Genomic DNA, 15514 nt, shown 5'->3' with positions numbered 1-15514 from the left:
TCCCCCCGTAGTTTCAGTATGGTTTCGCATTCAGCAACGGCTGCACCTTTTCAAACTCATGCAGGGCCATGCCCACCACCTGATCCATGTTATAATAGCGATAGGTCGCCAGTCTCCCGATGAAACTCACCCCCGCCGTCGTCGCCGCAAGTTCTGCATACTGAGCATACAGCCGGCTGTTCTCCGCCGTCGGCACAGGATAGTAGGGCTCCTTCCCCGACCGGTAATCGTCCGGGTATTCATAAACAATGGATGTGTTCTCACAGCGTTGTCGCGTGGCATGCTTGATCTCCACGATTCGGGTGTAATCATGCTCGTTCGGATAATTGACCTGCATCGCAGGCTGCCAGAATCCCTGCTTGCCTGCAATGCCTGACCGTGATGCCAGTTCATCACCTTCAAACGACTTCGTCTCGAATCGCAACGAGCGATAAGGCAGCGCGCCAAACCGGCAGTCAAAATACTCATCCACCGGCCCGGTGTACACCATGTGGCGAAACTTTACGTGCAGCAGCAGCTCCCGGTAATCCGTTCGAAGCATGATCTGCACACCAGGGCTCGCCTCAACCATGTTTTGGAACAGGCGGTGATATCCTGCTGCCGGCAGCGCCTGGAAAGTTTCCTGGAGGTAGCGGTTGTCGCGGTTCGTACGAATAGGGATGCGGCCGCAGACACTCGCATCCAGTTCGCGCGGATGCTTCTTCCACTGCTTGAGAGTGTATCCCCTGAAAAACTTCTCGTACAACTCCCACCCTACCTGGGAAACAATCACCTCTTCCGAGTTTTGTGGTTTGGGAATCGGCACTCGTTTGTTCTCCAGATACTCCTTGAACTCCTCCTCCGTCGCCGGCTTGCCGATCAGCTCCTCAAAGGTGTTAAGGTTGATGGGAAAGTGCCAGTAGCGTCCCTCCGCAAACGACCGGATTTCGTAGCTCGTCGGCAGCCACTCCGTAAACTGCGAGAGATAGTCCACCACCTTCGTGCTGTTGGAACGGAAGTAGTGCGGGCCGTAGACATGCGTTAGCACCCCGGCATCATTGTAGGCGTCATGGGCATTGCCTCCAATGTGCGCCCGCTTGTCCACCACCAGACAGCGCAGCCCCAGCACGTTGGAAAGCCGCTCGGCCATCACAAGTCCAGCAAAGCCAGCACCGACAATCAGAACATCCGGATTCATAGGGCGATCAAGGCACAGAGATTTTCCGAAAATGCACCACCACCAGCCGAGCACGGTCGATGGGTTCGGCCTTGTCGCCCGTGCCTGGATGGTGCTTCAGGTAACTCGCAGAAGCCATGGCCATCGGCACCACCTCGCCCCTCACGAACCCGGCCGCCTGCATCTGGCTCTCAACCCATGGCATGACAGTTGAATAGCTCACACTCGAACTGTCATGAATATAGACAGCTTCGGTTTTTCGCATGAGCTTGTCCTTGACCACCCTCATCGCATCTGCGGTCAAGCTTGAATAAAAGGGCAGCATTTTCATCTCTGCAACACGGTCAGGAGAGTGGCTCGCGACATTCATACCTACCGGGTCTTTACAATAAAATGCCACCACATTCGAATTGGACAAAATCACGCCATCCGGTTGTTGTCTTTCAATGTCGGCCACAGCTTGTCCAGTCGGGACCAGCCAGCGGTAGGTGAGCCAGCCCTCACGACGAACGAGATTGATAAGGCTTCCGGTCAACATGAGCCCCGCCGCAGCCAAAAACACCGTCTTAACCCTTTGCTGCCCACGATGGCTGCTGCGTGAGATGGACGCCAGCGCAGCACCCGTCATCAAGGCCAAAAAAGGCGTAAAAATCAAAAGGCGCTTGGTCCAGATAACGTTTTTAACCACCAACACTCCCAAAATGACCACCACCACGACAGTCAGAAACTGGGTCACTCGACGGGTTTGGACAGCCATCATTGCGACGGATAGTGCCGACACGACCACAGGAAGCGAAACCCACCAGTCATACGGCGTCGAGACTTCACCGGCCACGATGGCATAAAGAGAAGCCGCTGTAAGCGGGAATGAAAAGACCGAGCCCGAGAGGCCAAGCTGGCGGAAAAACACCGGCAACCAGGGTAGATAGCACACGCCAATGACCGCCCAGGCAGCAATGGTCCACAACCAGGGACCTTTCTTCAGCCCCATGGCCATTAACAAGGCTGCCCCCTGCCCCAGAAACACCACTGGCGCGCTGTAATTGCAGTACCACATCGCCGCTCCCGAAAAAACATACCCAGCAAAGGCCGGCCCATGAAATCGAAAGGGTTCCCTGGATCGATCATGGGGCAGATTCAGAGCACACAGCAGGCCGTATAAATTCCACACCGTCAGACCTGCAAACATTGAATACCAGCGTATGGCAGCAGGAAACATCCAATGGTAAGGCATCCACACCGCCACCGCCAGGACTATCCAACCAGCCCGCTCCCCGCCCCAGCGCATGCCACATTTAAACAGCCCCCACAGGGCGCCCAGCCAGCAGAGGATCGAAAGCAGGCGCAGTTTGAAAGGTTCAAAACCCGCCCACAGCTGCCAGTAATGCAGCGTCAGATCATACAGCGGCGGGTCCTCATGGACATTGGCAGACATCAGTTTCAACAGTTTCGGTAGCGGTTCCTTGGCTAGAAAAAAACCGTTGGTCTCATCATCCCAGACTGTTGTGTTCCCGGCATTCCAGCACAGCAGCGCCAGTCCGGCGAAGGTAATGAGTTGCAGCCAGCGGTTGGAGTATGGATTCTTCATTCAACGCAGGAGATCACGCAACTGGCGCACCATTTCGACGGCACGCGTGGCGAATTTGCCCAGAGGGACGGAAGGCTCGCCGCCATAGCGCTCCCGGAAGCGGATTGGCACCAGCCCCTCCATAATACCGGGCTGGTGCCGCAGGAGGACAGTCAAGCCGACATTCGCCAGGAAGAACTGCGCATGGATGCGGTTGATCGTGTCGGCGCACGCCGCCGTCCGCATGAGCCGGTAGGGCACGTTCGCGTCCGCGCAGTTCACACGAGTGAATACCAGAAGTGTCAGCCGCAGCACCATGCTGGCTATCACTCTCCGCCAACCATCGTCACGGCGCTTGCGCACCCCGTAAATCACATCAAATTTATTCCTATCCCGCCAGAATCTAAAGAAATATTGCGGATCGCATTGGCCATCTGAATCAAGCTGGAAAATAAACGGAATCCCCCGCTCAATCGCCAGTCGATAGCCCTGCAGGCAGCTCTGGCCGTGTCCACGGTTTTCACGGTCCACAATTTCCAACCGCTCGCCAAATTTTCCCCGCAACTGCAGCAGAATGTCACCCGTCCCGTCCGTCGAACCATCGTTGATGGCGAGGAAGACAAACTTTCCTGTCCAATTCTCGATCTCGGTAAACCATTCGTTCACGACCTTGCGAACAGACGCTGATTCATTATACACTGGCATCACCACCAAAAGCTCAGGAGGATCACTGCTCATGCTGGAATTGATCGGACTGAATTTCGTTGTTGGGAAGGCATGTTGGAAATGGTCAAATGATGAGACATGTCACAAAAACTAGCTGTGCAGCCTTGGGACACGGGAGCCACGCCCACGAAGAACCTGCCGCTGAGGTAGCGGATCCGGAACCGACCGTGCCCGCCGCACCAGTGTCTCAAGATTGGGAATCATGCAAAAGCCCCAGGCAGCGCAGGCAAACACATTGGCGGTGTGGTTGAGAATAAAGCTTCCCGTCAAAAGGAGCAATTCGTAGCAGAAAAATCCTAGCGCCAAGGAGCGAAACATGGAAGGCGGAGAACGCCGAAACGCCAGCCAGCACTGCCAGACCATTGCTGTGCGAAAAACGTACCAGACCAGAAAGCCTGGCCAGCCCAATTCAGCCAAAACCTGGCCGGTTTCAGCATCATAGACGGGACAGCGCTTTTTTGGCGGGTCGATCTTCAATGCACTGCGCATAGCTCCGGAAGCCGGATGGGACATGCCAATGCCAAAGCCCATCAAATCCACCTCTTTAGCCGCCTCCAGTACTGAATTGACCGGATACATGATTCGCCCAAGCGTGGTATCATCGGAATAGGTGCGTCGTGTCTCGAAAGCTTTCAATGCCTTGCTAAAGAATACATTCACCCCGATCATGATCAGGACCGCGCCGAGCAGAAGGTAGGGGAGGGTACTGCGGCTCTTGCTCATTTTGGAGACAGTGGAAGTGGCTCCCACCACAGCCCCCACGATGAGCATGCTGTACACGGCACCACGCGAACCCGCCATCAGTCCATTGGCCACCAGCAGGGGCAAATTGCCCAACAGCAGAATCCAGCGGCGCTTGTCATCGATGCCTGTCAGCAAGCCCAAGGACAAAATGAAAAAGAACTGCACAAACACAGCATGGCCGGAAATATAGGAGAAGGTCCCCGTGATACGAGCCGTTGCCTCCTGCCCTGCTCCAAAGGTGGCCACTTGCATTTCCACATAATCAGTAGCCGCATACACATTGAGCCAGGACCCCGGTCCAGCCACAAACTGCGCCGCCCCCAGCAGGCAGATGGGAATGGCAAACAGGGAGTAACGGAACAGCATTGTGGTCATTTCCGCCTCATTGCGGAAAAGCAGCGGCAGCATGAAGCCCAGGGGGATGTACCAGAGGTAGATTTTGAGACCATATCCGGCCAGCACAATGGAACCAATGTTCGGATTCAATGCCCCAAACATCACCAGAGTGATACAGACGATGGAGATCAGCGTAACCGGCCCGTTTACCCGCCAGGCCCGAATGTCGGGATCGGGAAACATGAAAAACTTGATGTAGGCCCCGAACAGAATGATGTCCTTGAAGAAATAAACCAGTTCCGAAGCCTGAGGTAAAATCCATTTGCGAATGGCCCCTTCGAACAGCGCCACGATCAAAGCGGCATAGACCGCCCTACGCCAGTTCATCATGGCCAGAAGGACGATGACTGCCGTGCCAAAAGCACCCAGCATCATCATTTGTTGAACAGTCAGCTTCATGTCAAAAGGAGTTAACGCATATGAACCACATTGAGTTCATCCTGCAATTTGTCATTGCCTGCAAATTTCAGGTGAAAAACAGCACCTTTCGCGAGCAGGGGTTAACTGGTTGCTGACGTTATTAGGGCTAGGAGATCCTCCCGGTAACGCCGCCATGAATGTTTCTGGCTCCACACCTGAGCCATTTGTCTCATGCGTTTCAGGCAATCCGCATCTCCCACCAACTGTCTTAAGCGGTCATGGATGGCGGTGGCGTTGCGAATGGGAACGAGAAAAGCCTCCTTGCCATCCTGGATCAAACCCGCCAGACCTGAATGCGGTGTGGTGATGACCGTCATGCCACAGGTCATGGCCTCCAGCAGCACCAGCGCCAGTCCCTCATAGAGGGTCGGCAGCACCAGAACATCATGCTGCCGCATTTCCGCCAGTACCTCCTCGTTACTGAGACCGGACCGGTGCCGATTGGCCGAGAGAAAACGATCGAGCGCCGCACAGGGTTCAACGCTGGTGCGCGAGCCAATCACGGTCAGCGTGGCCACCTCCTCCAGTCCAGTCATCCCTTCAGCCAGATAAGCCAGGCCCTTTCCCTGATTCAAACTGCCCACGTAAAGAACGCGAAGGACCGAATGCGGCTGCGCCACGGGCGAAGGGAGATCGGAGATCGGAACTGGAAACTCCGGACAGCCATAGGGGACTACGTGGACCTTGGCTTTAAAAGGAGGAGCCAGGTTGAGGCTGTCACGCACCAGATCACTTGGGACAATCACCCAATCCGCCAGTTGCAGTTCGCGATCCCGCCGCCGCATGGACTCACTATTCTCATCCATCACCGGCAGCGTCACGGCCCACTCAGGCTGGTGTTTAGTTTCCGATGCGACGATATCACGGGTGAAGCGCCAGTAAGGGGTAGGCAGTTCGTAAATTGTGCGGATACCACGCTGCCGTGCCGCCAAAAAGGTCTGCTCTGCCGTGTCCATGTAGGCATGCACCGTACTCAACCCGCTTCTTCTTTCGACAGCCCGACTGACGGCTAAATCGAAACGCCGCACGGCCTGGTCCAAGGTCCCGTACCGCTTCCCCACAGGACTGCTTCTTAATCGGGCAGAACTCCGGCAGGCAAGTCGCAGCAATTCGGGGAACGGATGCGCACGCAGCATCGGGCGGACCTCATTCGGAAACAGACGCCTATTCCAAACTCCCTTTTTCCAGCCCAGTCCCACACTCAACCTCCGCAGCCAGCATGGAATCACAAGGGAAGTATGGAACTCAGCCAGCATACCAGCTTCCGCATAAGCCTGGGCGGCGGCATAACTGTTCAAATTCCCGGTAAGATGAGAGATTAAAACCTGCACGAAATTGATAATGTAGCTTCGCGGCCATGCTCTTCATGGAAGCGCCCCCTCTATTTTCAGAGGGAATCTGCCGCTTTAGGTCTGATAAACAGCCACTTTTGCCAAGGGTAACGCGGCTCACCTACTGCCAAGGTAAGTTCAGAAGGGTTTAAAAATGACAAATCCATACCCGTTCTTTTGCTTCGATCACCCGGGTCAAATGAAATTTCGTCCACCTCGTGCGTGTCCCGAAAACGCTCGATTAGCTTACCGTGTTTCTCCCAGGGGAAAGCGTCGTGTGATTCAATGATCATTGTCGCAGTTTTCAAATTCGGAATACTCTCCGGATGAAACAAAATAAACTCGTACCCTTCACAATCGCTGATGATGAGCGAATTGGGAAGCAAATGAGATGACATCCACTTTGGAGAGCAATAACCCAGCGCTTCCACGTTGTGAACGTTGTTCATCTGAGCAAAATCGCGCGTTGCCTTCTGCGCCCATGGGTCCGTATCAAATGCAATCACTCGGGTCGGCGGAAACCATTGTGCCAGACCAACCGCATAAAATCCAAACTTAGAACCAATATCAAGAATCATCGAAAACTGGCGCGATTTCAGCAAAATGAACCAGGGCGCAATTTCCTGCTCGTAAGTTCCAAGCAAGAAGGGGCCCATCTGTTCGCTACGAAGAAAGTTCGGCAAAACCATGTCAGGAAAAAGCCCTTGCACACATCGATTGCCAAAAGCTTTAAGCAACTTATCATTGACCTCCGGCATACCCCATTCACGAAGTCGTGCATGGCTTAAGCGCCTTGATCGCACTGACCAAAAAAGCACCTGGATTCGCTCCGGAACAAACCAGTTGAATAGCGTTTTCAACCACCCACGAATCGCTGCGGTGTTAATTTTTATGTTGGTCACTTCCCGATATATTTAAAGTTTTGGCACTTCGATAAACTGGGAGAATAAACGCAGAGAATATTAATGTTTAAATCGCCAGCCATCCAGTAGCAGACAGTCTAGAAGACTTCAAATCTGGTAAATCCACGTGGCTCACTTCCACACAAAAATATTTTCACCGACCCATTTTTCGTTGGGCAAACTATTAATTGAATTATAAAAAACGCGACTGCAACCCACTTTATAGCAGTCATGTAGTTCTATGACGATTGCTCCAACTTTGTGAATCCACGCTTCGCTCGATTCAAACACCTCTTTTTCCGCACCTTCAATATCCACCTTGAGGAGATCAATCTGACCGGTGACGAAGTGTTTCAATAATGAAGGCATTGAGATAGCAGGCACAGCGCCTTGATTGCCATGATCCTCGGCTCGTTCGTTCACCTGCATCCCCCAGGCACCGATACCCGGGTCAACCAAGTTGATTTCACCATCATTTTTCCAGACTGCCGCTTGAATCAATGTGACGCCTGGCAAGCCAGCCAGTTGCCGCTGCAACAAAGCATAATTAGCCGGGTCTGGTTCGACAGCCACGATTTGCGCAGCTGGGAATTGGATATGGAAAAAGAGGGAGGCGAGCCCAGTGTTGGCACCAAGATCCAATATGGTTTTCGGCTGGAGTTCAAAGGGCAAATCGTATTCCCGATTGATGAAGATTTTCTTGTATACTTCGAGATCTGAACTGCCGGCGCGCAATGCGATAGGGCTTTGCAATCCTGAAACATCGATAAAAATCTCAAATTGCTGTTTTAGCACTCGAATGCGGAACCAAGCTATCAACCCTCGTACTACTCCAAGAGACAAGACATGGATATAACACTCTCGAATCCGAAGATCAACCCAGCAGGCAAAGCGGCGTAAATGGTTATTTGAAGGCATTTAGTGAGTGATGTATAATTTCAATGAATTTAATCTCAAAAGAGGTGCTGTACTTTTTCACAGACGAAGGCTTATGACAATTCGACAGGAATTATTTCGATAATACTAGAAATCACTTGAGACGAAACCGGGGCATCAGCAGAGCGCACAGAAAAGATGCCGTCATCTCGCATAGTCCTTCGTAACCGAAGTCAGAAGTTGCCAGCGCGTATTGAGTTTAGGCCTGAGTCGCCGGGCCAATGGCGTAAGACAGATAACTGCAAGCGCAACCACCTCCATGCTATGACGCAACATCAGAAGCAGTTTGGCGGGCACCAGCCAATGCACACGCCCATGTTTGCAAAGGAGGCGCCATCGATTGCGATGAAAGCGCAGGACACGCTGACCTGTACTTTGCGGGCTACCGCCGCCAGGATGAAAGCACAGGATCTCAGGTGTGATCCTTGTATTCCAGCCATGCTCCAGCAGTGACCAACTAAAATCCATGTCCCCATCCAAAAAATCAAAGCCCTCGTCGAACCCACCCACCTGAAGGAACGCTGACCGGCGGACCGCCATGCAACAGGAATGGATGCACAGACGCCTGCCTGCAGGCAACATCCGCCGCCCGATAAAAGCTGGCAGGCGGCTAAAAAAAGCTGGACCGATCAGGAACTCAAGCAATGTGGGCGTGGGTTCACCCGAAGGCCGCAGGAGCTGTGAATCGTCTGTCTGGGTGAAACCCAAAGCACCGAGTTTTTGGTCCACGTCGAACTGACGCCGCACCTCCTGTGCGAACGCAGTGAGCGGGCGTGCATCACAGTCGAGCAGGATGACAACATCCACCTCCATCAATGCCATTCCCACATTCACGCTGCGAACGTACCCGAGATTTTGAGAATTACAATGAATGGTGACCCGCTTATCCTTTTCCCACATGGAAGGAGCATCCGAAGCATCATCAACCACAGTGATCTGAGCCAGTTCAGAATCATTCGGACAAAGCTCGATCACAGCTTCAAGCGTGGCCAGAGTTGTTTGCCAAGCTCGGTAGTTCGTAACAAGGACGCCTAATGTCATAATATTAACTTCGATCCTTCATGTTTCCACCTACAACAGCAGCCAATGCCCCGGTCTAGAGGCAAGCGATTGGCAGACCAAGCATTCGGGATGCACAGACTGTTTAACAGCAACCTGCTTACCACTAGACAGAGCGTAGCCATACAAACATAGAATCGGTCCGGCATTCACGGCATAAACCGACTTCGTGAAGGAAACATGCGCTCACGAAAACGAATAACTGGCATTTCGACACATTTAGAACAGAAAATTCCGAGAGTGAGAGAGCCGCAAATGTAGGCTGTAAGATATGCCATCCACCAAAAGAAATTTTTTGGCAATTGATTAAAATAATTCGAAGCCCCAATTTCTACTACCATATGCCAAAGATAGATCGAATAAGAATGGGAGCCTATGTAAGCTATGGCCTTAACACCTGTGCGCGTCGAATTTTTTGAATTCGCGGCCACCAAAACCAAGCAAGCACTTCCAATATAGGCAAGTGTATAACCCCACGTGTAGATGAAGGGCGAAGACTCAAGGTCAGCTATAAACGGCAGTGACAACAGCGCAGTTCCTACTCCCACCAAAAAAATCTTGTGTCTTGCGATGCGTTCAACAACTCTCAACTTGTACTGGCACAAATACGCCAAATAAACACCAATCCCCAGGCTGTCCATCCGCAGATGGGTCGGGAATGTGTGCGTCATATACTCAAAAGCATGCTGATTAGCATTTGAAATACGAAGATACAGGCAAGCCGCTGCCACAAATGCCAGCACCCCGGGTAGAAACCGAAACGGTCGATCTCGATACATTCGAGTCATCCAGAAAATTCCCACCGCGGACAAGAGGTAGAAATGCTCTTCAACCGCCAGCGTCCATGTTTGCCGCCAGATGCCCGGCCAATAGTTTTGAAAAAACAAAAGTTCCGCTCCGATTTTATCCCATTCCAAACTCTGATGCCGAATGACTCGGAGGCAGATAATAAAAACCATCAAAGCCCAAAATGGAGGGTAGATCTTCAGGGCTCGACGAAGAAGGAATCGCCCGATTTGAATTCGCCCCCAAACGTTATACTCTTTAAAAAGAAGGCCTGATATCAAAAAGCCGCTCAAAACAAAAAATAGATCGACGCCGACCCACCCCCCTCTATGCCAAAATTCAACTATCGTTAGCACGAGGTCTGACTGCGTTGGAAATATATCGATATGCCGACCGAGAACGAGAATCACGGCAAAGGCTCGAAGAATATCGAGGTAATAATTACGATTCACACAGCCTGTTCATAAAGAAGTTTTTTTAATTATTACTTGTTCGGCATTGAGCCAGCACCGTCGGAGAGTTTTGTCGAAGAGCCGACGAAAACACAGCGATGTATTTCTGGGCAACCTGGAAAGGTATGTGTTGGGCGAGATGAGCGCGAGCAATTTCAGGATTTGTGATCTGACCCGGGAAGTCATTGAGCAAATGCAGCAGTTCCGAAGCTAGAGCTTTGACATCACCATTTGGAAAGTTAGTTCCACATTGACCTATCGCTTCCGGCAGTCCGCCCCCCGACGAGCCGATCACAGTGCAACCACTGGCAATGCCCTCAAGTGCCACTACACCGAAAGGCTCGTTCCAACGCGAAGGGACCACCATGATGCGGTGTTCATTGAGCAATTGCACCAATTTCTCTCCCGACTGAGCCCCCAAAAAAGTGATTTGGTCGCCCACTCGGCATTGGACAGCCAGTTCTTCCAAGGGCTTACGCTCTGGACCGGAACCGATGATCGTGAGGCTTGGGCGCACGCCTTGTTCGCCCAGAAGAGCAAGCGCCCGGATGAGCAGATCCGCTCCCTTGTCAGAGACAAGGCGACCGAGAAAAACCAAGTCCCGCGTTTTGGGTATGTTCTCCAGGCGGCGAAATTGCCGGCTGTCATACGGATTGGGAATGACCACACCCTTCACACCGAGAAATTGATCCACCGCATGGCTCACTGAAATGTTAACGGCGGCAAAACGGCAGAGCCACTTTTTAAGCCGGTTGAGCATGGTCACCGGCCTGCCAAAGTCCTCATACCAGCCATGGTGGGTTGCCACCCAGGCGGGACGCCGCCAACCGCAAAGCAGCCAGGGCAAAAAACCCCAGAGACTCACGTTAGCATGCACAAACACGTCACATCCTCTTACGGCATTGACGACTTCAACAATGCCTGCACGGCGCAGCACCTTGAACGGGAAAACGTCCGGCTCAGTATTCACTGCATTCGTGACCACCGTCACCGCATGCCCCAGACGGCTCCACTCCGCTGCCAGCACTTGCACCACCGTTTCCAGCCCCCCGAGCATCGGATGGAATGCCGGCGAATAAATCACCATTTTCACCGTAAAGAAGCCTCCGGAATTCCATCGAGCAGGCCACGGTACACTGCTTTGATCTGGTCTCGATAACGCCGAGGTGTAAACTGCGCGGCAAACAAACTGGCCTCAAGACCGTCCTTACCTGCACGTTCACGATCCTCTGCATACCAGTTCAGGCGTTCCGTGATCGCGCCACTGTCGAGCGCAGGCACCCGCCAGGCGGGATCCGGCACGGGCAGCCCGCAGTGCGTAGTGACGATCACCGGAAGCCCGCAGGCCATGGCCTCCATGGCCACCAAACCAAAAGAGTCTCCGAGCGAAGGCATGACAAGCACGTCTTGAGTATTGAAGAAGTCACGCAGTTGTGGCCGGCTCATGTAAGGCAGGCGCTTGGGCGGCACCGGACAGCGCTGAAGCAGGGGCAACATCACCGCATCCACGTGCCCCACCAAGGTTAAAGAGATGGAACCCTTCAATGGCGCAGCAGCGGTAAGCAAATAGGGCAGCCCCTTGGCGAGGCTGCCGCAGCCGACAGCTGCCACTTGAAGAGGCTGATCCATGCTCCTTTTTCGCGGCAACGGTTTCCAGAATTCGGTATCCACCCACAGGGGCGCGGTTTGACACTTTTCCGCAGGTACGCCTAGGCGCACCCAGTGTTCCCGTTGCAGTTCGGAACAAAACAGGATCACGTCAGCCAATGCTCGTTCCTGCTCCTTGTGAGCGGTCATTGCGGCAGAGTCACTTGGCGGAGGAATCGACAAATCAAATTCAGCGGCAGCCCGCTGCACGGCAGCATCCAGAAAAGGCGCAGGAATGCCGTGACTGTCCAGCATGCAGCGCATGCCAAGCTCCTTGGCCGCACGAAAATACCCGAGTGCGCAAGTCTCCGCCGCCACAGCAATGCGGGCATTGCTGTGACGCAAGCGCCGCGCCGCCTGTCGCTCAAAAGCCTGGAGGTAAGGCAGCGGATCAGCACGGCGGCGTTTGAACACTTTCTGCATCATCTGCCGCGCCATTTGGGGCAGCGGTAATTCATGAACCTTGCCCGGTGGCAGCGCCTTACTACCCAGGGGGAAAGCAGAAGGCAGGTAGGCAAAGCGGGAAAGAAAATGCCCCCACTTGCCCGGTGCATCAAAGACCGAGCATTGGAGACCAGAGAGGCACCCCAGTTCCTCCGCTGCAATGGCCATCTGGAATATTTCGTGTACACCGATGTAGGCAAGCTCGACCCCACCGGAAGGATCGGATGCCAATGGAATGCTCATACCCCTCCTCCCACAAGTCGATGGCCATCCAGCAAGCCACCATAGACTTCAGCAGTGGCCGCAAGGCTGTGGGGTAGATACCACGCCTGCACATTGAGGCGGATCTGCTCAAAATAGGCGGCAGCATCGGCAGGCAGCGAGTGCCGGAGTGCGTGAAAGGTTTTGCCTTCAATCAGACCGTCCGGTAGCACATCCGAGTTTGTTTGAATCAAAGGCACTACTCCATGAGCGGCAAAAGCCGCAAACACGCCCGACTTTCCCAGCAACAGCGGGCCATGAAACACATAGCCGAAGGCTGAGTCCGCCAGAATCGCCGAAACCTCCTCTGCTGCCAGAAAGCCGGGCTGCACTACTTGAAAACTCAATCCGGGCGGCACCTCCACAGGACGTCCAATCATTGTCACTGTCGAGGCTGTGACGATGCCCGCAGCAGCCGCTAGTTCCAGCCAAAATCTGGCAGTAGGTGCCTGTTCGCCAAAATTGGAATTGAACACCACGATTCGGCGTACTCGCTGCACCCATGAGGCTCCACTGCTAACCTCACCAAAATTGGAATACACCGGCTGAACGACCAATTTCCGGCGCTTCATTCCTGGCAGGGTTTCCAACACACGGGCATTCACCTCACAATTGGTCATCTCCCTGTCGGACAGCGCTCTCAAACAGAGGGCCACGTAGAGTTGTAACGGGCGCAGCCAAAAGGAGCTCGTGGACACCGGCCCCGCAGCCGCCACCTCATGAAACATCGTGATCAGCGGCACCTGCGGAAAACGCCTTCGAAAGGACCGCAGCGTGCGCACCAGCCATAGTGGAGCCCCCCGCCGGGCATAGCCGTAACCCGAATACTGAAGTACAACGCCCGAGAGCGGTTGTCCAACCAAGTCCGTCCAGTCTTCACAGACAGAACGCATCATTCGCCGAGCCCCTCCGCTCTCCGGCTGCTGAGAGCCGGACCAATGCTCGTCGGCCACCAGAAAGCTTGATACCAAGCCCGGGCGGCGCTGCCATTCAGCAGCGAGCAAGCGCGCATAATCCCCCACTCCGCAGGCAGTGGGAAAAAATCGTGGGACGATTTGGACCACATGGCGCGTTGCATTCATTGGCTCGACGCCGTCCAAGCAAAGAATTTTTTTCACCACTCGGCCAGCGCGGCCCCACCCCATTCATTTTTTGTGAGCATGCCAGTCGTTGGCGTCGATCTGCTCGCAGCAAAACCCCAATCCCCGCAAGATTTGTTGAGATGCATCCATGGGTATTCCCAATGCCAACTGCCGGGGTTCGTTCACTTCAAAAAAGACATTTCGCACCATTGGTCGCGAGAGCAATTCCTTAGCTCCTTCCATCACCCAAGAATCAGCGCCTTCGCAGTCGATTTTAACCGTGATCGGACCATCCGTTTCATTGAACATTGGATCAAGACGCCGCACTGGCACTTCAATAATTGCCTTGGATTCAGCCGATGCAATGCCGCCCCATCCCGACTGCTCTGACTGGCCAGTTTCGAAGGCGATCACGCCATCGGTCCTTCCAAGAGCATGAGCATGCAGACGAATGAGGTCCTGCATTTCATTTATCTCAATGTTCTTTCGCAGGCGGTCCACATTTGCCGGAAGTGCTTCGAATGCCTCCGCGTGATTGGCCCTGTTTAAGCCGCACCAAAGCAGGGAAAAATACCCGGCATTGGCCCCCACATCGACCAAGCAGCCTCCCGCTCTCGCCAGCTTAGCCATGCGTTTGGTTACAGGCCATTCGTAGATTCCCGTGTAAGCAATTGGCTGATGGCCGCAATCCTTTGGAAGAAGATTCATTGTCACTTCCGGAACCAGAGCCAAAGGCGCCCTTGCAAAGAGCTGAGGCCGGCTTGCTGCAGCGTGTGTAAACATCCGATAAAAAACAGGAAGTCGAACCGCACATGGAAGGTAACGAAAGAAGGGTAACATATTCAAGAATGGTTGGCAATCATCAGGACGCCGCCTAGGGGGCGCAGTTTTTGCGGATGTTGGAGCCTTTGCGGATGGGCGTTCGGCGCTGCATCACTCCTAAATCATCGCGTATGAGTCGCCCAAACGAGTCCAAAACCCTGCTGGTCGATCTGGCGGGTGATGTCAAACGAGAGGGCGTTCAAAGCGTGTCGAACATCTGCGACAGTGCGTCCGTTCGTCAGGTGGTATTCCATGCGCAACTCACGGACGCCGTGCCAAGCATCCACGGCTTTAAAAATATCCCATTCAGCCCCTTCGCAGTCCATTTTCAACAAATCCACCTGCCCCCCGAGCCGCTCAATGGCCGTTGCTAGATCCACCTGTGCAATCCCCCCTTGGTCGGCGCTTCCGAGCGCTGAAGTTTGCGCCTGATTGGAATCGGACTGGTCGATCATCGACACCCATCCTGCAGCAGCCCCCACCGCTTCCGGATAGAATTGAAAACCACCCGCGAGCGAATTTGCGTGCAACGCGTCCAGGACACGGGGATTGGGCTCGTATGCGTGAATTTGAGCTTCGGGGAAAATACCCCGGGCGGCCAACGAGAAAAAGCCCACGTTTGCTCCGATATCTAGAATAGTCCGTGGTTGCGGAGCAAGCTTTGTCAAACCGTAGACATCATCAACGAAACAGCTGAAAAAGTCTTCTTTGGTGCCATGATCGCCCATGTGTTGAAGGGGAACCCGACGGCCATCAAGACGAATGGAGGAAGGGACCTGAAAA

General features: G+C 53.7%; 14 protein-coding genes. All 14 read right to left on the bottom strand.

The features are described from left to right. Positions 1 to 13: 13 nt before the first annotated feature. Complete coding sequence (glf, locus tag ACILSR_RS13040) at positions 14 to 1177, bottom strand: UDP-galactopyranose mutase (protein WP_395750214.1); 1164 nt, start codon at positions 1175 to 1177, stop codon at positions 14 to 16. Between the two features lie 7 nt (positions 1178 to 1184). Continuing rightward, complete coding sequence (locus tag ACILSR_RS13035) at positions 1185 to 2744, bottom strand: hypothetical protein (RefSeq protein ID WP_395750213.1); 1560 nt, start codon at positions 2742 to 2744, stop codon at positions 1185 to 1187. After that, positions 2745 to 3461, bottom strand: coding sequence for a glycosyltransferase family 2 protein (locus tag ACILSR_RS13030; RefSeq protein ID WP_395750212.1), 717 nt, complete (start codon positions 3459 to 3461; stop codon positions 2745 to 2747). A gap of 78 nt (positions 3462 to 3539) precedes the next feature. Continuing rightward, positions 3540 to 4988 (bottom strand): hypothetical protein, encoded by a 1449-nt coding sequence (locus ACILSR_RS13025; RefSeq protein ID WP_395750211.1) that lies wholly within the window; start codon positions 4986 to 4988, stop codon positions 3540 to 3542. Positions 4989 to 5089: 101 nt separating this feature from the next. Next, on the bottom strand, positions 5090 to 6049 hold the full coding sequence (locus ACILSR_RS13020) for a glycosyltransferase family 4 protein (RefSeq protein WP_395750210.1): 960 nt from the start codon (positions 6047 to 6049) through the stop codon (positions 5090 to 5092). Between the two features lie 347 nt (positions 6050 to 6396). Beyond that, positions 6397 to 7242, bottom strand: coding sequence for a hypothetical protein (locus ACILSR_RS13015; RefSeq protein WP_395750209.1), 846 nt, complete (start codon positions 7240 to 7242; stop codon positions 6397 to 6399). A gap of 132 nt (positions 7243 to 7374) precedes the next feature. Continuing rightward, a complete protein-coding gene (locus ACILSR_RS13010; RefSeq protein ID WP_395750208.1) occupies positions 7375 to 8160 on the bottom strand; it encodes an FkbM family methyltransferase in 786 nt (261 codons plus the stop codon). Between the two features lie 162 nt (positions 8161 to 8322). Then, positions 8323 to 9219 (bottom strand): glycosyltransferase family 2 protein, encoded by an 897-nt coding sequence (locus ACILSR_RS13005; RefSeq protein ID WP_395750207.1) that lies wholly within the window; start codon positions 9217 to 9219, stop codon positions 8323 to 8325. A gap of 167 nt (positions 9220 to 9386) precedes the next feature. Next, the gene (locus ACILSR_RS13000; RefSeq protein ID WP_395750206.1) at positions 9387 to 10475 is read right to left on the bottom strand and encodes an acyltransferase family protein; all 1089 of its coding nucleotides are present in this window, start codon (positions 10473 to 10475) and stop codon (positions 9387 to 9389) included. Between the two features lie 25 nt (positions 10476 to 10500). Beyond that, complete coding sequence (locus ACILSR_RS12995; RefSeq protein ID WP_395750228.1) at positions 10501 to 11562, bottom strand: glycosyltransferase family 4 protein; 1062 nt, start codon at positions 11560 to 11562, stop codon at positions 10501 to 10503. A 2-nt stretch (positions 11563 to 11564) separates the two neighbouring features. After that, the gene (locus ACILSR_RS12990) at positions 11565 to 12809 is read right to left on the bottom strand and encodes a glycosyltransferase family 4 protein (protein WP_395750205.1); all 1245 of its coding nucleotides are present in this window, start codon (positions 12807 to 12809) and stop codon (positions 11565 to 11567) included. Further along, positions 12806 to 13945: a hypothetical protein gene (locus tag ACILSR_RS12985; RefSeq protein ID WP_395750204.1), complete on the bottom strand. Its 1140-nt coding sequence runs from the start codon at positions 13943 to 13945 to the stop codon at positions 12806 to 12808. Before ACILSR_RS12985 ends, ACILSR_RS12990 begins: the two co-directional genes overlap by 4 nt. A gap of 27 nt (positions 13946 to 13972) precedes the next feature. Beyond that, positions 13973 to 14617 (bottom strand): FkbM family methyltransferase, encoded by a 645-nt coding sequence (locus ACILSR_RS12980; protein ID WP_395750203.1) that lies wholly within the window; start codon positions 14615 to 14617, stop codon positions 13973 to 13975. 236 nt (positions 14618 to 14853) lie between these two features. Continuing rightward, complete coding sequence (locus ACILSR_RS12975) at positions 14854 to 15459, bottom strand: FkbM family methyltransferase (protein ID WP_395750202.1); 606 nt, start codon at positions 15457 to 15459, stop codon at positions 14854 to 14856. Between the last annotated feature and the right edge of the window lie 55 nt (positions 15460 to 15514).

The sequence above is a fragment of the Prosthecobacter sp. genome, assembly GCF_044222565.1.
In the GTDB taxonomy this organism is placed as follows: domain Bacteria; phylum Verrucomicrobiota; class Verrucomicrobiia; order Verrucomicrobiales; family Verrucomicrobiaceae; genus Prosthecobacter.
The sequence above is the reverse complement of the archived record's forward strand: the minus strand, read 5'-3'. Positions and strand labels throughout refer to the sequence as shown.